At 52.1% G+C, this 18,935-nt stretch carries 14 protein-coding genes; all 14 read right to left on the reverse strand.

Annotation, left to right across the window (positions count from 1 at the left end; all coding sequences use genetic code 11):
- Positions 1-66: 66 nt before the first annotated feature.
- The 14 genes from ldhH to MAMMFC1_RS02805 all read right to left on the reverse strand — a co-directional run bounded on the left by ldhH (position 67) and on the right by MAMMFC1_RS02805 (position 18,931).
- Entirely contained in the window at positions 67-2,232 is a 2,166-nt protein-coding gene (gene ldhH, locus MAMMFC1_RS02740; RefSeq protein WP_126306275.1) for an L-lactate dehydrogenase (quinone) large subunit LdhH, read from the reverse strand.
- Positions 2,232-2,876, reverse strand: coding sequence for a LutC/YkgG family protein (locus MAMMFC1_RS02745; RefSeq protein ID WP_126306277.1), 645 nt, complete (start codon positions 2,874-2,876; stop codon positions 2,232-2,234). Before MAMMFC1_RS02745 ends, ldhH begins: the two co-directional genes overlap by 1 nt.
- A gap of 13 nt (positions 2,877-2,889) precedes the next feature.
- A complete protein-coding gene (locus tag MAMMFC1_RS02750; RefSeq protein WP_126306279.1) occupies positions 2,890-4,203 on the reverse strand; it encodes a (Fe-S)-binding protein in 1,314 nt (437 codons plus the stop codon).
- 2 nt (positions 4,204-4,205) lie between these two features.
- Positions 4,206-5,588, reverse strand: coding sequence for an FAD-binding oxidoreductase (locus MAMMFC1_RS02755; RefSeq protein WP_126306281.1), 1,383 nt, complete (start codon positions 5,586-5,588; stop codon positions 4,206-4,208).
- Between the two features lie 78 nt (positions 5,589-5,666).
- The gene (nifJ, locus tag MAMMFC1_RS02760) at positions 5,667-9,215 is read right to left on the reverse strand and encodes a pyruvate:ferredoxin (flavodoxin) oxidoreductase (protein ID WP_126310405.1); all 3,549 of its coding nucleotides are present in this window, start codon (positions 9,213-9,215) and stop codon (positions 5,667-5,669) included.
- A gap of 79 nt (positions 9,216-9,294) precedes the next feature.
- A complete protein-coding gene (locus tag MAMMFC1_RS02765) occupies positions 9,295-10,929 on the reverse strand; it encodes an L-lactate permease (RefSeq protein WP_126306283.1) in 1,635 nt (544 codons plus the stop codon).
- A 511-nt stretch (positions 10,930-11,440) separates the two neighbouring features.
- Positions 11,441-13,096, reverse strand: a complete 1,656-nt coding sequence (locus MAMMFC1_RS02770) for an L-lactate permease (protein ID WP_126306285.1) — start codon at positions 13,094-13,096, stop codon at positions 11,441-11,443.
- Between the two features lie 104 nt (positions 13,097-13,200).
- Complete coding sequence (locus MAMMFC1_RS02775) at positions 13,201-13,983, reverse strand: FadR/GntR family transcriptional regulator (protein ID WP_126306287.1); 783 nt, start codon at positions 13,981-13,983, stop codon at positions 13,201-13,203.
- Between the two features lie 306 nt (positions 13,984-14,289).
- Positions 14,290-15,531 carry a radical SAM protein gene (locus MAMMFC1_RS02780; protein ID WP_126306289.1) on the reverse strand — a complete coding sequence of 414 codons (1,242 nt, stop codon included), beginning with the start codon at positions 15,529-15,531 and terminating at the stop codon, positions 14,290-14,292.
- 15 nt (positions 15,532-15,546) lie between these two features.
- Entirely contained in the window at positions 15,547-16,077 is a 531-nt protein-coding gene (locus MAMMFC1_RS02785) for a 2-oxoacid:acceptor oxidoreductase family protein (protein ID WP_126306291.1), read from the reverse strand.
- On the reverse strand, positions 16,074-16,826 hold the full coding sequence (locus MAMMFC1_RS02790; RefSeq protein WP_126306293.1) for a thiamine pyrophosphate-dependent enzyme: 753 nt from the start codon (positions 16,824-16,826) through the stop codon (positions 16,074-16,076). Before MAMMFC1_RS02790 ends, MAMMFC1_RS02785 begins: the two co-directional genes overlap by 4 nt.
- Positions 16,827-16,828: 2 nt before the next feature.
- Positions 16,829-17,899, reverse strand: coding sequence for a 3-methyl-2-oxobutanoate dehydrogenase subunit VorB (vorB, locus tag MAMMFC1_RS02795; RefSeq protein ID WP_126306295.1), 1,071 nt, complete (start codon positions 17,897-17,899; stop codon positions 16,829-16,831).
- Positions 17,900-17,918: 19 nt separating this feature from the next.
- On the reverse strand, positions 17,919-18,134 hold the full coding sequence (locus MAMMFC1_RS02800; RefSeq protein ID WP_126306297.1) for a 4Fe-4S dicluster domain-containing protein: 216 nt from the start codon (positions 18,132-18,134) through the stop codon (positions 17,919-17,921).
- Positions 18,135-18,148: 14 nt separating this feature from the next.
- The gene (locus tag MAMMFC1_RS02805; RefSeq protein WP_126306299.1) at positions 18,149-18,931 is read right to left on the reverse strand and encodes an ADP-ribosylglycohydrolase family protein; all 783 of its coding nucleotides are present in this window, start codon (positions 18,929-18,931) and stop codon (positions 18,149-18,151) included.
- Between the last annotated feature and the right edge of the window lie 4 nt (positions 18,932-18,935).

An 18,935-nucleotide genomic window follows, 5' to 3' on the forward strand; every position in this document is an offset into this window, starting at 1 on the left:
TTGCAAGGGCTCTGAGGAGCAACGACGCTAGGCGAAGTTTTTCAACAGCCTGAGCGGAAAAAGTGACTATACTTTTTCCGCCAGAATGTCGGCCACATGTTTAATTTTAATGTGGGGAGCCTGTTTGTCAAGGCCTCCCTGAATTTGCATCATGCACGCCGGACAGGCCACGGCGACTACTGCCGCGCCGCTGTCGATAATATTGGTTATTTTCTGTTTTAAGATGGGCATGGACAACTCGGCATATTTGATTCCGAAAGCCCCGGCCATGCCGCAGCATTTATCGCAGTCTTTCATTTCCACCAGTTGATAGGCGGAAGCCGCCGCCAACAATTCCCGCGGTTCCCGATAGATGCCCAGACCGCGTTTGATGTGACAGGAATCATGGTAAGTTACGGCAGTCGGGCCGTCGACTTGCTTCAGCCGCCCGGCTTGTCGGTAGCATCCGGCCACAAAGCTGGTAAATTCCCGGACTTTGTGAGCAATTTTTTCCGCCCGTTTCTTCCAGGCCGGATCATCGGTAAAAAGCTCCCCGTAGGTTTGGTGCCACGTCTCGGCGCAAGTCGGACAAGCGGCTACAATCACATCAGGGGCGGCAGCCTCAAAAGCGGCAATATTTTGTTTGGCAATCTTCCTGCCCGTCTCCCGGTCTCCCATTCCCAGTACAGGCTTGCCGCAGCAGCTTTGCTCATCAGGGAAGACCACCTCCATGTTAAGATCCTGCAAGACCTTGTACACCGACTCACCTGTCTCCGGAAATACAAAATCAATATTGCAGCCACAGAAAAAGGCCACTCGTTTTACCGGTTTGGTCACTTGGGCGGTAATTTTTGGAATCCGGTCCCGCAAAGGCTCGGCGGCAATCGCCGGCAGACTGCGGTCTTTGGTCATTCCGGCCATAAACAGCGGCAAATGCCGGATCAGGCGGCCGGTCTGAAAAGGCTTCTGGCCGATGGAAGCCAACCGCAAAAACGTATGAAACACCCGGCGGTTGCTGATAACATTTTCAAACACCGTACTCACCGCGAAGGGCAACCCATGCTCTTTGACGGCTCTGGCCCGCAATTCTTCAATAAGGCCAGGTATGTCGATTTTGCCGGGACAAATTTCCACGCACTTGCGGCAGCCAATGCAAAGCTCATTGAATTTCTCAAAATCCCCCATACTGTTGAGGAAGGCGGTCAGAATGGCGCCGATGCCGCCGGCGTAAATATGGCCGTACACATGACCGCCCACCAGTGTGTATACCGGACAGACATTTAAACAAGACGCGCAGCGGACACACTGGTAGATTTGCTTGAACTTGTCGTCCCGGGCCGCGTTAAGACGGCCGTTGTCAAACAGAATAATGTGCAGCTCCTTATCCTCTTCCACCCATTTGCCATTTTTCCTGACCATTATGGGGGTAACCCCCGCTACCATGCTCATATAGCTGGTCATCAACTGGCCGGTGGCGTTGCGGGGCAGGGTGCGCAAAATAGGCGCGGCATCTTTAATGGTGGGGATTAATTTTTCATAACCGATAATGACTACATGAATGCGGGGCAGGGTGGTTACCAGCCGGGCGTTGCCTTCATTGGTCACCAGGCCGATGGCTCCATTCTCCGCAATGCCGAAATTGGCGCCGGATATACCCATATCCGCCTGTAAGAATTCCTGGCGCAGCCTGGTTCGGGCCGCCTCAACCATAAAGGGAATATCTGTCGGTATCTCCTGTTTCAGTTCTTGGGAAAAATACCCGGCAATCTGCTGCCGGTTCAGATGAATCGCCGGCATCACCATATGGGACGGCTTCTGGCCGGCCAGGGAAATTATCCATTCCCCCAGGTCGGTTTCTTTCACCTGCAGGCCGTCAGCCTCCAGGTCGCGGTTCAGGTGAATTTCCTCCGCTGCCATGGATTTGGATTTCACGATCCGGTTAACACCCTTTTCCCGGCAAAGGTCAAGCAGGTATTTTTTCAGCGCCGCCCCGTCTTTGGCCCGGAAGACCCGGGCTCCCCGTTTGACAGCCTCGGCTTCAAACCGGTCGGCCAGCTTGTCGATGTCCGCCACCGCCCCGGCCTTCATCCGGCGGACCTGTTCCCGCAGCGCGTCAATATCCTCGACATTTTCATAAGCCTTGGCCCTGGCTACAGGATAAGCCTCGGCAAAACGCCCCAAAGCCCCCCGCAGCACTTCATCGCTCAATTTTTCATGAATTTCGTTCTTGATGTTACGGTCGTTGGCTTCCATTATTGGTCACCTCCGCAAATATCCGCAGCGGCAATATCAGTGGCAATATCAATGGCAACGATTATAAACCGTTTGGGGCCATGGACGCCAATGGTCAGAACCCGCTCGATGTCCGCCGTCCGGCTGGGGCCGGTGATAAAGCTGATATAGCCCCGGTCGTAAGCCTTGGCGATAACTTCCATTGCCTCCGTCACGCCGGCAACAATATGATTGCTGTTTAAAAAAGCCACATGCACCGGCGGCAAAGCGGAAACCAGCCGGCTCTCAATGGCGTAGGCGTCCTGGCAGACGCTGCCGGTTTCCGCAATGCCAAATTCAACGGTGGAAATACCCATATCGGCCTTTTCCGCCTGTTCGGCAATATCCGCAGGCTGTGAGTACACGGCAAGCCCTGCCTTGCCGAGGGCTGCCGCAATACCGCCCGCCTGCTGCAACAGACTGTCGGCAATAACAATATTTTTGGCGTTAATATATTTCGCCAGATTGGCGACAGCCTCCCGGGCTTCAGCCGCCGTTTTCACCGGGAATACTTCCGCCGCTGCGCTCTTGGCCCGGTCCTCGAATTCAGCAAATAAATGGCGGCCAAATTTTTCGGCAGGCAAATCAGCAAAATATTGTTGCCATTTATTGCTGACTTTTTTCATACCCTTCACCCCCCTAATTCAAGCCGGCCTGATAGGACTTTGCCAGAAACTGAACGACATGCAGCGTTTCCTGCTTCATGTGGTTACGCACTAAACCGTCTGTCAGATGAATGCGGCAGCTGGGGCAACTGGTGGCAACCACATCCGCATTCGTGGACGCAATATCGGCTATTTTCCGGTCATTAATTTTGCAGGCCTCCTCATAATGGGCCATCATAAAGGAACCGCCAGCGCCGCAGCAGCGGGCCGGTTCTTTCATTTCCACCAATTTAAGCCCGGGAATGGCTTTTAGAATTTCCCGCGGCTGGGTGGTTACCTTAATCCCCCGGGCCATATGGCAGGGATCATGCATGGTGACGATTGCTTTGACTTCCCCCAGATTATCTTTACGGAACTTCACCACATCCACCAGGAACTGGCTTATTTCATAAGTCTTATCGGCCAGTTTCCGCACCCGTGCCAGCATAGCCGGGTCATCGTGGAACATTTCCGGGTATTCAACTTTCCAGGCCTCGGTGCAAGACCCGCAGGCGGTGACAATGTAATCCAAATTATAGCGTTCAAAAGTCTCAATGTTGTGTTTGGCAAACAGTTTGGCCAGCTCATGATCGCCCGACATTGCCACCGGTGTGCCGCAGCAGTGCTGCATGGCCGGCATAACTACCTCAACATTGTTGGCCTTTAATACACTGACAACCGCTTGGCCGATATCGGTATAAACGTAATTTGCCGTGCAACCCGTGAAAAAACCCACCCGCATTTTGGGGTTATCCACTTTGACGGTCTCCGGCAACATGCTTCGCAGCGGCGTGGCGGCGAACGGCGGCATTACCCGGCGCTTATCCAGTCCCGGCATGGGAAAACGGGCAACAACCGCCATCGCTCTGGGAAGTTTTTTAAAGGAAAGCGGACCAAACAGTCCCGCCAGGCGCAGGGCAAAATCAAATACAGCCCGATGTTTAAGAAAACCAAATACTGCCTTTTTGATTGGATGCAGGCCCCGGGCTTTTACTGCCGCCCGGCGTCCCCGGATAATCAGCTCGTCGGCTTTGACCCCGCAGGGGCATTTGACGGCGCAGGCTTTGCAGGACAAGCACATGGACATGATTTGGTCAAACCCGGCGGTAATATCAAGGTTGCCGTTATTCACCGCTTCAATTAGCGCCAGTTTGCCCCGGGCCACACTTTTTTCCGTCTGCAGCTCCTTGTAAATCGGGCAGACCTCCATACAGTTGCCGCATTTCATGCAATTGGCCAGATCGTCGCTAATTTCAGCCAACAGGGCTTGCCCGGCTTTCACATCTTTATTGTCGTTCATATCCTTCATAGTTAACACTCTCCGACTAGTTTCCCGGGATTGAGAATACCGTTCGGGTCAAGAGCTTTTTTAATGGTTCGCATGACTTCCATGCCCACCGGACCGAACTGGTCTTCCATATACCTGAGTTTGCCCAGACCGATGCCGTGTTCACCGCTCAAAGTGCCGCCCAGTTTGATCGCTGTGGCAAAAATTTCGTCCATAGCCTTATAAACCCGTTCCATTTCTTCTTTGTCGCGAATGTCGCAGACAAGGGTGGGATGCATATTGCCGTCGCCGGCATGCCCAAAGGTGCCGATCCGGACTTTGTATTTGGCGGCAATTTCATTGATTGCCCGGATCATATCCGGCACTTTGCTGCGAGGCACCGTGGCATCCTCCACAAAGGTCGTCGGCCGGAGTTTGGCCAGAGCCGGCAGCGCCGCCCGGCGGGCAGCCCAGATTTTGTCCCGGTCGGCCGTGTCTTTGGCCACCCGGATTTCATCGGCCTTGTTGGCCTTTAGCACTTCCAGCACTTTAGCCGCTTCTTTTTCCACAACCGCCGGAATTCCGTCAACCTCAATCAGCAGCACGGCTTCGGCATTAACAGGCAGCCCCACATGCGCATAATCTTCAACCGTGCGGATAGTGGCATTATCCATTATTTCCAAAGTGGCAGGAATAATTTTGTTGGCGATGATACTGGCAATGGAATTGCCGGCATTATCCAGGTTGTTAAAAATAGCCATCATACTTTTCCTTGTTTCCGGCGCCGGCACCAGCTTAACAATAATCTTGGTAATAACGCACAGCGTTCCCTCCGCGCCGGTAAACAGCTTGGTCAGATCATAGCCGGCCACGTCTTTAACGTTTTTGCCACCGGTATTCATGATCCGGCCGTCGGCCAGAACTACTTCCAGACCCATGACATAATGCTTGGTCACACCATATTTAAGTCCCCGCAGGCCCCCGGAGTTCTCGGCCACGGTGCCGCCCAGGGTGGCGGTGGTAACCGTGCCGGGATCAGGCGGATAAATCAGCCCGGATTGTTCCACAATTTTATTAAGATCCGACACCACCACTCCCGGTTCGGCTACAGCTACCAAATTCTCCGTATCCACCTCAATAATCCGGTTCATACGGGTCATGAGAAGGACAATCCCGCCCTGGGTCGGGACTGTGCCCGCGCTCAGATTGGTGCCCGCTCCCCGGACGTACACCGGAATCTTTTCCTTGTTGGCGATGGCCATTACCTGGGATACCTGCCCGGTATTTTCCGGAATGATAACAGTTGCCGGCAGATGAAAAAAGCCGGGAGTCGCATCATAGCCGTAAGAGAGCAAGTCTTCCTTGCTTGTCAGCACATAAGTTTCACCAACTATTTTTTTAAATACTGCAATCAAATTGTTGTTCATTTTACCACCACACTCCTCGTAGTGTGCTCTATCATTAAAAAAGCTATAAGGGAGGCATTAAAAAATCTATTGCTGGCATTATTCCTTCGTGGCAGCTGTTTCAGACAAATCCCCTCCCAATGTTTGCGCCAGCCGCTTATAGCCGGCCAATCTTTCCGCCGCGTCCTTAGCCGTTTTGGCAAACAACTCCTCCGCTTGCTCCGGGAACAGTTTTTGCAGCGAGGAATAACGCACTTCCCCCAGCAGGAACTCCTTGAAATCAGCGGTAGGCTCCTTGGAATCCAGCGTAAACGGATTTTTGCCCAGCTCTTTCAGCGCCGGATTGTAGCGGTACATGGCCCAGTAGCCGGCTTCCACGGCCCGCTTGCCCTCCAGCTGGCTGTTGCCCATGCCCAGTTTCAGGCCATGGTTGATGCACGGCGAGTAAGCGATGATCAGGGACGGTCCGGGATAAGCCTCGGCTTCGGCGATCGCCTTCAACGTCTGGTTTTTGTCGGCTCCCATGCAAATTTGCGCCACATAGACATAGCCGTAGCTCATCGCCATCATGCCCAGGTCTTTTTTCTTCGTCCGCTTGCCGCTGGCCGCGAACTGGGCAATGGCCGCCGCCGGCGTGGCTTTCGAGGACTGACCGCCGGTGTTGGAATATACTTCGGTGTCAAAGACCAGCACATTCACATCCTCGCCGGTGGCCAAAACATGATCGAGACCCCCGTAGCCGATATCATAGGCCCAGCCGTCGCCGCCGAAGATCCACTGGGAACGTTTGACAAAGAAATCCTGATAGCCAGAAATTTCATCCAGCAGGGCATTCGTGCCCCGGACCGCCGTGAGGGCGGTGCTCAGCTTATCCGCCCGTTCCCGGGAACCGGCGCCCCTATCCTTTTTGTCCAGCCACTCGGCTAAAGCCGTTTTCACTTCCCCGTCAGCCAGAGGCAGCGCCGCGGCAACCCTGGCTGCCAGCCGCTCCCGCACCTGCTGCACGCCCAGGTGCATGCCCAGGCCGAATTCGGCGTTATCTTCAAACAGGGAATTGGCCCAGGCCGGACCGTAGCCGCGCTTGTCGGTGCAGTACGGCATGGCCGGCGCGGAAGCGCCCCAGATGGACGAACAGCCGGTGGCATTGGCAATCATCATCCGGTCGCCGAACAGCTGGGTCACCAGTTTGGCGTAAGCGGTCTCCAGACAGCCGGCGCAGGCCCCGGAGAACTCCAGGTACGGCGTTTCGAACTGGCTGCCCCGGACCGTTTCCTTTTTTACCGGATTCGCCTTGGGCGCAAGGTTCATGGCATAATCCCACAGCTGCGCCTGGGCCAGCTGGCTGCCCATGGGCTGCATGACAATCGCCTTTTCCTTGGCCGGGCATACCTGGACGCAATTGCCGCAGCCGGTGCAGTCATAAGGCGATACCGCCAGCCGGTAGTGCAGGCCGTCAGCGCCGGCAACCGGCTTGGTTACGAACCCGGCGGGGGCGTCCTTTACTTCGGCTTCGCTCACCAGCACCGGCCGGATGCAGGCGTGGGGACAAACGAAGGCGCATTGGTTGCACTGGATACAGTTGCCCACCTGCCATTCCGGCACCTCAACGGCGATGCCGCGTTTCTCATAAGCGGCCGTCCCCAGCGGGAAGGTGCCGTCAGTCAGGCCCATATCCTTGAGCACGCTCAGGGGCAGCTGATCCCCCTCGGTGCGGTTCATGGGAATAACTACCTTCCGGATGAATTCAGGCACCTCTTTCCCGGCAACTGCCGAATCGCGGGCCTCCTTCCAGGCGGCGGGAACGGCAATCTTAACCAGGGCGTCAACCCCCTGATCAATGGCGGCGTAATTCATATGGACCACCTTTTCCCCTTTGTTGCCGTATTCGTCCACAACCGAAGCCTTCAGGTACTTTACCGCCTCGGCAACCGGGATGATGTCGGCCAGCTGAAAAAATGCCGCCTGCATGATCATATTAATGCGGCCGCCCAGACCAATTTCTCTCGCTATTTTTACCGCGTTGATGGTGTAGAAATTCACCTCGTTGGCGGCGATAAACCGCTTCATAGCCGCCGGCAGGTTCGCCGCCAGCTCCGCCTCCTCCCAGATACAGTTGAGCAGGAAGGTTCCCCCCGGCTTCAAACCGGCCAGAACGTCGTATTTCGTCACATAGGACTGGTTATGGCAGGCAATAAAGTCTGCCTGGTGGATCAGGTACGGGGACTTGATCGGCCGGGCGCCGAAACGCAGGTGGGAAACGGTTATGCCGCCTGACTTCTTGGAATCATAGGCAAAATAGCCCTGGGCAAACAAATCGGTTTTGTCGCCGATAATCTTAATGGCCATCTTGTTGGCGCCCACAGTGCCGTCCGAACCCAGTCCCCAGAACTTGCAGGCCCGGGTGCCGGCCGGCGTGGTATCGATAGCAGCGCCCAGGGGCAGGGAAGTATGGGTGATATCGTCCACAATCCCCACCGTAAAGCCGTCTTTGGGCGCCTCGCTCCTGAGATTTTCGTAAACAGCCACCATCTGCGCCGGCACCACGTCTTTGGAACCCAGGCCGTAGCGGCCGCCGACAATAACCGGCTGCCATTCCCGGCGGTAAAAAGCGTTCTTAACATCCAGGTACAAAGGTTCGCCGGCGCAGCCGGGTTCCTTGGTGCGGTCCAGCACGGCGATTTTGGCCACGGTGCGGGGAATGTATTTTAGGAAGTGCTCAATGGAGAAAGGGCGATACAGGTGAACGGTCAGGAGGCCGACCTTTTCTCCCCGGGCATTTAAATAATCAATGGTTTCCTCAATCGTTTCGCAGACCGAGCCCATGGCGACAATCAGCCGGTCGGCGTCCGGCGCGCCGTAGTAGTTGAACAGATGGTACTCCCGGCCGGTAAGTTCTTTCACTTTCGCCATATATTTTTCCACGATTGCCGGCAGGGCCAGGTAATACTCATTGCTGACCTCCCGGCCCTGGAAGTAAATATCCGGGTTCTGGGCCGTGCCCCGGGTTACCGGATGATCCGGATTGAGGGCGCGTTGGCGGAAGGCGGCCAGCGCGTCCTGATTCACCATTTGCGCTAAATCGTCATAATCCCAGGTTTCAATCTTTTGAATCTCATGGGAAGTCCGGAAGCCGTCAAAATAGCTCACAAACGGCACCCGGCCCTCGATGGCCGCCAGATGGGCCACTGCTGCCAAATCCATGACCTGCTGCACACTGCTTTCGGCCAGCAGGGCGAAACCGGTCTGGCGGGTGGCCATTACATCCTGGTGGTCGCCGAAGATATTGAGGGCGGCGGCGGCCACGGCCCGGGCGCTCACGTGCAGCACCCCCGGCAGCAGCTCGCCGGCGATCTTATACATATTGGGAATCATTAACAGCAAGCCCTGGGACGCGGTAAAGGTGGTGGTCAGGGCGCCGGCCTGCAGAGAGCCATGCACGGCGCCGGCCGCGCCGGCTTCCGATTGCATTTCCACAACCCGGACCGGTTGGCCGAAGATGTTTTGCCGGCCGGCCGCCGCCCAGCTGTCCACATATTCCGCCATGGTGGACGACGGCGTAATGGGATAGATGGCCGCCACTTCCGTGAACGCGTAGGCTACGTGGGCGGCGGCGCAGTTGCCGTCCATGGTTTTCATTTTCATTTTCATTTTCATTTTTTTGGTCATAAGTTTCGCCTCTTTCATTAATTCTTAGCGGCTGCCTGTGCGCAGCCTAACGAAATACGGGTTAAGGAATCATCCAGGTAAGAACATAGGCCTGCAATAACGTCATCAGGCCAACCACTATCGCCAAACCGATGGAATGGAAGATGGCGAAACGGAACAAGTCGCCCTCTTTGCCTACCAGTCCGGTAGCAGCCGTGGCCACCGCAATACTTTGCGGCGAAATCATCTTGCCGGTAACACCGCCGGAAGAGTTGGCCGCCACAGTCAGCACAGGGTCAACCCCGACCTGCTGGGCGGTAATTACCTGGAGATTGGAAAACAAAGCATTGGCGGAAGTGTCCGAACCGGTCAGGAATACGCCTACCCAGCCCAGAAGCGGGGCAAAGAACGGGAAATAGCTGCCGGTACCGGCCAGAAATAGCCCCAAGGTGGAACTCATGCCGGAAAAGTTCATAATATAGGCAAGACCAAGCACACAGGGGATAGTAATCAAAGGTTTCCTCAATTGCTTAAAGGTTTTGGCCAGCAAACTGATGAACCGGGCCGGGCCTATTCCCAAAATCGCGGCCGATATAATGCTGGCAAAAAAGAGAGCCGTGCCGGCGGCACTCAGGTAGTTGATTTTGAAAACAGCAGCCATTGGTGTAGCTTCTTTCATAATCGGCGCCACTTGGATAGTCATTTTATCCAAACCGGGCACAACCCATTTGATCGTGGCGGCATCCAGAACAGTCTGCACCGGTTTCAAACCCCACAAAATAACCATGGCTGTCAGAATGATAAACGGCGACCAGGCTTTCATAATCTGGCCGAAAGTATAACCGTGGCCTTTAGGCCCCGCACAGGACTGTGCAGGCTTTTCACCGGGGAACCGCCAAATGTTTGCCGGTTTCCAGCATTTGAGGAAAATGGCCAACGCTATGATACAAGCCAGCGAAGACAGTATGTCGGGTAATTCCGGTCCCAGAAAATTGGAGGCAAAATACTGAAAACCGGCAAAAGCAACTCCGGCTACCACACAAGCCGGCAACACTTCCAGCATGGCTTTCCAGCCGGCCATCAACACCACCAGATACATAGGAATAAGGACCGAAAGAAAAGGCAATTGGCGCCCCACCATCTGACTGATTTTTATAGTTTCCAGGCCGGAAACCTGCCCGGCGACAATAATCGGAATGCCGATTCCGCCGAAGGCTACCGGGGCGGTATTGGCAATCAGGCACAAGCCGGCGGCATACAGGGGATTAAACCCGAGGCCGACCAGCATGCCGGCGGAGATGGCCACCGGTGTGCCAAACCCGGCCGAACCTTCCAGAAAAGCGCCAAAGGCAAAAGCAATCAGCAGGGCTTGCAGCCGACGGTCATCGGTGACGGAAGCTACAGAATCTTTGATAATCTCAAATTGTCCGCTTTCCACCGTCATGTTGTAAAGAAAAATAGCGGTAATTACGATCCAAAAAATCGGAAAAACCCCGTAAAGAGCGCCAATACCGGTTGCCGTCAAAGCCGTGGCAACAGGCATCTTGTAAACAAGAATGGCGACAAGAACCGCCGCCACTACCGCCGCGGCCCCGGCTACCTGACCCGGCGAACGACGCACGGCCAGTAAATAAAAGATGATTATAATCGGAATTGCCGCAATAAGAGCCGAAAGTCCCAAATTACCCATGGGATCATATACCTGAGTCCATGCCATAAAGTTACCCCTTTCATTATTTCGTTACTTTTTAAATGTCAAAGATAGCGAAAAATAGAGAATTTTGCTTGCCTACCTCCCTTCTCACAAAGAGATCCTTTGAATTGAATTTGCACCATAACTACGCGCCACCGGACTATAGGTCTAGTGGTCTGACCAATATTTTATTCGGTAGGGTGGTCAGACCACCCTACCAATAGCATTGTTTCGCTATAGCTATTAAAACTCCTGCTGAATATTCACCATTTTTAAAATTTTTATACTGTAAAAAATTGGTATTCGGGTATTAAAATACGCTGAGGTTTGGTTAGGCGGCAGCGCCGCAGCGTTCCTTATATTGCATATAGGCAGCATAACTAACATCATATGTATTGGTCTGACCATTATACCTAAGAATCAGTAAATTCTAATCGCAGGAAACTTGCCGGTACTGTCATAAAAACACTGCGGCCCGCCTCAGAAGGCGAGCCGCAAGATACAGATGGCAATAATAAATGGCGATAATAGAATGTTAAGGCAGCATCCAACTTAATACATGCGCCTGTAGATAAACCAGCACGGCAATAATTAAACACATAGCCACGCTATGCCCCAGCGTAAACCGGAAAATGTGTCCCTCCCGTCCGGCAATTCCGGCAGCTGCCGTAGCAACCGAAATGCTTTGGGGTGAAATCATCTTGCCGGTGACGCCGCCGGAAGCGTTGGCGGCTACTGTCAGGCTGGGGTCCAAATGGATTTGTTCGGCGGTAGTTTTCTGCATGGTGCTGAATAAAGCATTAGCCGATGAATCTGAGCCGGTAAGGAATACGCCGAGCCAGCCCAGGATGGGGGAAAAGAAAGGGAAAAATGCCCCGGTCGCGGTAAACGCCAGCCCTAAAGTATAGCTCATCCCGGAATAATTAGTAACATAGGCCAAAGCCAAAATCATGGCAATGGTGCATATGGGATAAGCCAATTGTTTGACTGTCTTGATAAAACAGCGGGTCGCGCGGGCCAGGCCATAATCCGGAATAATCAGAAGCGAAACCAACCCGGCAAGAAAAATGGATGTACCTGTGGCCGATAAAATATTAAGGGCATACTTGGCGGCCAAGGGTGTGTTTTCGGCCGTAACAGGCATTGTCTCGATAACCCTCCCGTCGAGATAGGGCCAGGAGATGGCGGCAAGAGGCGTATTGCTGTCTAAGGATGACAAAATTGTCTTCAAACCGAAAATTTTATCATCAGCCCATAAGAATACAAAAAAAATCAGAATAAAATAGGGCATCCAGGCCCGGATAATTTCGGACCGGGAATACAAAAGCTCCACCTTGTCGCTTTCGGAAAACTTTTCGTCCCGGAAGCGCCATATCCGCTTGGGACGCCAAATTTTCAACAAAACCAACAGACTGAGAATGGTCACAACTGCCGCAATAATATCAGGCAAAAAAGGATTAAAATAATTGGAGATAAAAAACTGCGTCACCGCAAAACTGACCCCGGTAACCAAAACCGCCGGCAGGACTTCTATTGCTCTTTTCCAGCCGCACATGGTCACCACGATCCACCAGGGAGCCAGCAGCGATAACAGCGGGATCTGCCTGCCAACAATTTTGCTGACAGTCATCACGTCCAGGGATGTGATCTGGGCGGCCACCACGATAGGAATGCCGATAGCACCGAAAGCTACCGGCGCCACATTGGCAATAAGACAAATGCCGGCGGCATAAAGCGGGTTAAAGCCCAACCCCACCAGCATGGCGGCAGTTATGGCCACCGGTGTACCATAGCCGGCTGCGCCTTCAATAAATGCACCAAAGGCAAAAGCAATCAGCAATGCCTGTAACCGGCGGTCGTCAGTGATAGAAGCAAGCGAGTTTTTAATAATTTCAAATTCACCCGACTCTATAATCATGCTATACAGCCAGATCGTCGGGATAATAATCCAAACAATGGGAAATATGCCGAACATAGCTCCGTTTAAAGTGGCGCTTACCGCCAACTCCACCGGCATACGCCAAACCGCGACCGCCAGAATTATGGTAATCAATAAGCCGGCGGCGGCAGCATAATGCCCACGCGACTTTCGTATTCCCAACATATACAGCAGAACGAACAGCGGCATGGCTGCTGCCAGGGCCGACAGGGAAATACTGTTAAGGGGATTGTACACCTGAACCCAGGCCATTACCCACACTCCTCTTGCTACGAAATTAGGTGAAAATTACAACATTTCTGTTCAGGGCGGTATCCATACCCCATCGGCAAGAATACCGCCAAGTGCGATATATTTCAGGAGGGAAACCCAAAATCCTTATTAATTTTGTGCTCGGCGACAGTGTTATCAAACTTTTTCAGGGAAACAAGACCGCCACGCTTCAGTTCCAGCATGGCTTCTTCCACCATTACAAGATGTTCCCGCATACGTTTCACAGCCAGCTTAGAATCCTTGGCAACAACTGCCTCGTAAATGCCGTAATGGCTTTTGTACAAAGTTTCCGGCATGTTAGGAACCAGATACAGCTTTTGCCGGGAAGCGCGATAGGCTTGCGTCATAATCTCGGATATTGGGTTCATAACGGTGTTTAATATAGGATTATGGGCGGCATGGATGATTGCATAATGGAAGGCGGCGTCGGCAGCATCACCGATATCACCTGAATTTATCGCCTTCACCATATCATTCAGCGCCGCCTGCATGGCCTCAATATCCAGCGGCGTAGCCCTTACGGCCGCCAGGCCGGCAATCTCCACCTCAAGAATTTTCCGGACTTCCAAAAGCTGCATAATATCATCAAATTCAACTTGCAGAAAAAAGTTCAATGATTCCAGCATTCCCTCCACCGAGACCTGGCGGACAAAGCTGCCTTCCCCCGGATGAATGGTAATAACCCCTATAATCTCCAGGGCGCTGAAAGCCTCACGCACGGAAGCCCGGCTAACATTAAACCGCTCCGATAATTCACGCTCGGAGGGAAGCTTATCACCAGGCTGCAATTTTCCTTCACTAATCAGTGTCTTTATTTGTTCAACTATTTCTTCATATACCTTTTTAGTTTTGACTGGCCTAAACATCAGCGCCTCCATCAATCTTTCCTATCGCTCTTATCATACAACATTCCCTGTCAAAAGAAAAGACAGGCCGGTATGCTCCCGTGGCCGGCAGCCTTGACTATATAGTTACGGCGATTAAGCGATTATTTGTTGAATTATGTAATAATACGGTAATAATTCCGGTGTTCGTGTATCTTCGGCAATTTAGTGAATAAAATTAAAAAACCCCGGACTCGGTATTCCCTAAGTCCGGGTTAGTAAGTTATCTTTGGTTCTTGCCCGTGTGGTGGCAGTTACATTAAGACCATAGAACTCCGGTTTTTTCGATTATATAAGGGCTATCTTTTTCGGCCAAGGGGTTCGCGTACATATTCTCCATGCTTTATCAATATATTGATGCGTGTAGTGTTGCTCGACTCGGTGGAAAAAATAAGTACCCAGGTCGGTGAGGCGGTAGCCGTCTTCCGTAGATTTGAGAATTCCTAACATGGAAGCCAGTTTAAATTCTATACCGAAACTTTTATTCAGGTCAGCGTTAAATAGCCGATGAAAAGCGGTGTCATTTACTTCCAGATTGTAAAAATTCCAGAATAGCCAATATAGCATCCGTGTTCGTTGCGTGAAGTTTAGAGTTAGGGCGGTGGCTATTTGATCATCATTCATCCTGTTACAATATTCTTTCACAGAAAATGTATTAATACTGAATTGTGATGACGATAAGGTAGCCGCGCTGGGTCCAAAACCTATAAAATTATCACGAGTAATGGATGAATATTGCGGCGTGCCTTTCTTGGTAAAGGTCCAGACAGAGGTTCTTTCATAGCCAAGTGTTGAACTTATGTCCACTAATGCATCAAGCATTTCTTTTTTGTGTAATTGGGAAAGAGGTTTTTTTGAGTTGCGGGCAAAAGAAAAATCAATAAATGGATATGCGGAGATTTGAGTAGCTCCATTTTCACAAGCAGTCATAAAATCTAATCGTAATTCTTGTTCTTTCTGTCCCGGTATTCCGAAGATAAGGTCAACGTCAATGGCTTTAAAACCGAACTGTTTAACTTTATTAAGAGGAATGGAATAATCTTTGTAAAATCTGCCGAGATTTTCAAGCAAGTGTTTTTGAAATGATTGAATTCCAACACTGACCATGTTAAAACCTGTTTTCTTGATTTTGTCCAACATGCTATCGGAAATATTGTCAGGATGTAGTTCAATACCAATATCACCTGTAATTCGGTAATACTTGCCTATTTCCGCAAAAATGCCGGGAAAGCTGTCAATTATTAAAGCCGGGCTTCCTCCTCCTACATATATGCCTGAGATGTTAATTGTCGTCTTTGGTTTTCGGAGATTGATTTCTTTTATTATTGCCTTTATGTAGGCAGCTGCCAATACGGTTTCAAATTTTTCTTTATAATAAGGGCAGAACGGGCAAAGGTTTTTACAAAAAGGCACATGAATATAAATGCCAAGGTTGGGAGAATTAAAATCAAATTCCGAACAATCACCGGCAATGAATTCGAACGGCCTAAGTTTGCGAGCGAGTATAACCCTTAGAAAATTAGTAAACATAAGTAAACTCAGTTTTCAGTTACCCATGCCCCGTTTGATAGCGGTTACATTAAGCCCGTAGAGTTCCGGTTTTTTCTTGCCCACGACAGCATCCAGAGCCTTTTCCACACTTGCCATATCAAGCAGCGTGAGCTTATCTAAGAGAGCGCCCAGGCATACCATGTTGGCCAGGCTGGGATTGCCGATTTGGTTGGCAATGTCGCTGGCAGGTACCGGGATGATTTCAATATCCTGACGGCCGGCGCCCAAGTCGATGATGGAGCTGTTGACCACCAGTACGCCGCCCGGTTTAATGCGGGGGAGAAATTTTTCATAAGAAGGCTGATTGAGAACAATACCGGCATCAGCCAATTCAATTACCGGCGAATGAATTTCCTCGTCGGCGATGATGACCGAGCAGTTGGCTGTCCCGCCCCTCATCTCCGGACCGTAGGAAGGAATCCAGCAGATTTCCCGGCTGCCCAGCATACCGGAGTAGGCAAGAATTTTGCCGATAAACATAACACCCTGACCGCCAAAGCCGGCAAGGAGAACTTTGTCCATCATAGAGCTTCCACCTCCCTGGTTGCTTTAAGTTCGCCCATTTGGTAAACGGGTATCATATTGTCCTGCAGCCATTTCAAGCTGTCAACCGGCGACAGCCGCCAGTTGGTGGGGCAGGTGGAAAGGATGCTGACAAAGGCGAACCCCAGGCCGGCTTGTTGGACTTTAAACGCTTTCAGCAGGGCTTTTTTGGCCTGTATAATATTTTTCGGCGAATCCACAGAGACAGCGGCAACATATACTGCACCATCCAAAGCGGCAATGACTTTGGGCAGGTCTATGGGGGCGCCGGCTACGGCGCAATCCCGTCCGTAGGGACTGGTGGTAGTGACCTGACCGCTAAGAGTAGTCGGCGCCATTTGTCCCCCGGTCATGCCGAATACGGCGTTGTTTACCATTATGGATGTGATCTTTTCGCCTCTGGCAGCAACATGAATGGCGTGGCTGGTGCCGATGGCGGCAATGTCGCCGTCGCCTTGATACGTAAAGACAATCTTGTCCGGTAAGGCGCGTTTAATGCCGGTGGCTACTGCTTGCGCCCGTCCGTGAGCGGCGCCGACAAAGTCACAACTGAAAAAGTCGAGGGAAAAGCCGGCACAGCCCACCGGCGCTACACCGATAGTATCGCCGATAATAGCAAGCTCTTCCATGACTTCACCGACTAAACGGTGTATGATGCCGTGGGTACATCCCGGGCAGTAGTGAAACGGTAATTCCGTCAGCCCTTGGGTTCTGCCAAATACTTTTTCCATGCTTACACCTCCTGCGGACAGGGCAGATTGAAGACCTGGCACAGCTTGTCCAATATCTCATTTTCCGACGGCAGCATGCCGCCCTGTCTGCTGTGGAAATAAACGGGCAGCCTGCATTCCACAGCCAGTTTTACATCTTCAATCATTTGTCCGGCATTGAGTTCTACGGTTAAAATACCTTTCAATTTATCTTTATAAGGAATGAAGGCTTTTACGGGAAACGGCCAAAGAGTAACCGGACGTATCAAGCCCACCTTGATACCATGGGCCCGGGCCTTCAGCACCGTGCTCTTGGCAATGCGGGCGGCAGAACCATAGCCGACAATGAGATATTCGGCATCCTGGGTATGAAATTCTTCCCAGCGCTGCTCGGTCGCTTGCAATTTGGCAAACTTGTCCTGCCAACGCAGACAATTGACTTCACCAATTTCAATGGTCAGGCAATAACTGGCTATTTTCCGTTTGGCGCGTCCACGGCAGCCGGTCGCAACCCAATCCTTTGCCGGCAGCTCTACCGCCGGACGGTCTTTGAGTTCCACCGTCTCCATCATCTGACCCAGAAAGCCGTCCCCCAGGATCACCACCGGCGTGCGGTATTTGTCGGCCAAATCAAAGGCTGCCATTGTGTAATCGTACATTTCCTGCCCGGTGGAGGGAGCAAGGACAATCACCCGGTAATCCCCGTGACCCCCGCCTTTGGTGCATTGAAAATAGTCGGCTTGCGACGGGCCCAACCCCCCCAGGCCGGGACCGCTACGGTTGATATTGACAACAACAACCGGCAGCTCGGCGGCGGCGAGATAGGACATTCCTTCCTGTTTCAGGCTGTACCCCGGACTTGAGGATGCCGTCATTACCCTGGCGCCGGTAGCGGCAGCGCCATAACACATATAGATGGAGGCAATTTCGTCCTCACCCTGAAGTACGGTACCGCCATGCTTGGGAAGGTGTTTTGCCAGGTACTCCACTATTTCCGTGGAAGGGGTTATCGGATAGCCGAAAAACAACTTACAGCCGGCATGAATGGCTGCTTCGGCGATGGCCTCGTTGCCTTTTATCAGAACTTTACTCAATTATTTCACACCTTTCTCTCTATATCGAGGCTTCCTTGTAAACTTCTATCGCCACATCCGGACACATAAGCCCGCACAAGGCACAGCCGGTGCATTTTTCCGGCTCGGCCACCGTGATAGGATAATAGCCTTTTTGATTCGCCTTGCTGCCAACGGCCAGAATCTTTTTCGGACAAGCAGCGATGCAAAGGCCGCAGCTCTTGCAGAGTTCACTCATAACAATAACTTTCGGCATGACAAGCCCTCCTCTCAATTCACAGTCATATATTTTTTTTCAAAAGATAAAACAACGTTGCGCAGCCGGTCATCCAGCAGAGCTAAAGCTTTTTCCCGGATTTGCCGCGGAATGCGGCCGTAATAAGCCTGGGCTATACCGCCGGCTATACAGGCTATCGTATCACTGTCGCCGCCGAGAGAAACGGCATTTCTGACCGCATCCTCGTAGTCTGTCGATTCTAAAAAAGCAATAATGGCTTCCGGCACCGAACCCGGGCAAGAAACATCGAATTGATAGCCAGGCCTAATTTCAGCCAGTGAGCGGGACAAGTCGTAGTTGAATCGCCCGGCTATATAGTTTTTTATGTCTTCCCTGCTATATCCATTCCGGGACAGGAATATAGCCGCTGCCGTCGCCTGCGCCCCGGCGATTCCGTCAGGATGGTTGTGGGTTACTGCGGCGCTGCGCTCAGCTTCCAGAAGGGCTTCTTCCAAGGTCGCAGCGGCAAAGCCAACGGGGCTTACCCGCATGGCTGAACCATTTCCCCAACTACTATACGGCTGTTTCCCGCCCCCGGCCTGGGTTACCCAATTACGAAAACCCTGGCCGTAGGCGGCATGAGGATATAAGGTATAATACCGTACAAAGCTGTCGCTGTAGCGGATGCCATTCATATAGCTGTCAGCAACAGCAGCGGTTAATACGGTATCGTCCGTAAACCGGCATTGATCACTGAACAGCGGGAAGTCTTTTGTTTTTATGTTATTCCACTCGTATACCGAGCCGATAATATCGCCTGCAATTGCCCCGAGCATGTGT

The sequence above is a fragment of the Methylomusa anaerophila genome (assembly GCF_003966895.1).
In the GTDB taxonomy this organism is placed as follows: Bacteria; Bacillota; Negativicutes; order Sporomusales; family Sporomusaceae; genus Methylomusa; species Methylomusa anaerophila.

Bases quoted from the DNA above. Each gene is read 5' to 3' on its own strand.
- ldhH (WP_126306275.1), bottom strand. From the start codon at position 2,232: ATGGAAGCCAACGACCGTAACATCAAGAACGAAATTCATGAAAAATTG.
- MAMMFC1_RS02745 (WP_126306277.1), bottom strand. From the start codon at position 2,876: ATGAAAAAAGTCAGCAATAAATGGCAACAATATTTTGCTGATTTGCCT.
- MAMMFC1_RS02750 (WP_126306279.1), bottom strand. From the start codon at position 4,203: ATGAAGGATATGAACGACAATAAAGATGTGAAAGCCGGGCAAGCCCTG.
- MAMMFC1_RS02755 (WP_126306281.1), bottom strand. From the start codon at position 5,588: ATGAACAACAATTTGATTGCAGTATTTAAAAAAATAGTTGGTGAAACT.
- nifJ (WP_126310405.1), bottom strand. From the start codon at position 9,215: ATGAAAATGAAAATGAAAACCATGGACGGCAACTGCGCCGCCGCCCAC.
- MAMMFC1_RS02765 (WP_126306283.1), bottom strand. From the start codon at position 10,929: ATGGCATGGACTCAGGTATATGATCCCATGGGTAATTTGGGACTTTCG.
- MAMMFC1_RS02770 (WP_126306285.1), bottom strand. From the start codon at position 13,096: ATGGCCTGGGTTCAGGTGTACAATCCCCTTAACAGTATTTCCCTGTCG.
- MAMMFC1_RS02775 (WP_126306287.1), bottom strand. From the start codon at position 13,983: ATGTTTAGGCCAGTCAAAACTAAAAAGGTATATGAAGAAATAGTTGAA.
- MAMMFC1_RS02780 (WP_126306289.1), bottom strand. From the start codon at position 15,531: ATGTTTACTAATTTTCTAAGGGTTATACTCGCTCGCAAACTTAGGCCG.
- MAMMFC1_RS02785 (WP_126306291.1), bottom strand. From the start codon at position 16,077: ATGATGGACAAAGTTCTCCTTGCCGGCTTTGGCGGTCAGGGTGTTATG.
- MAMMFC1_RS02790 (WP_126306293.1), bottom strand. From the start codon at position 16,826: ATGGAAAAAGTATTTGGCAGAACCCAAGGGCTGACGGAATTACCGTTT.
- MAMMFC1_RS02800 (WP_126306297.1), bottom strand. From the start codon at position 18,134: ATGCCGAAAGTTATTGTTATGAGTGAACTCTGCAAGAGCTGCGGCCTT.
- MAMMFC1_RS02805 (WP_126306299.1), bottom strand. From the start codon at position 18,931: ATGCTCGGGGCAATTGCAGGCGATATTATCGGCTCGGTATACGAGTGG.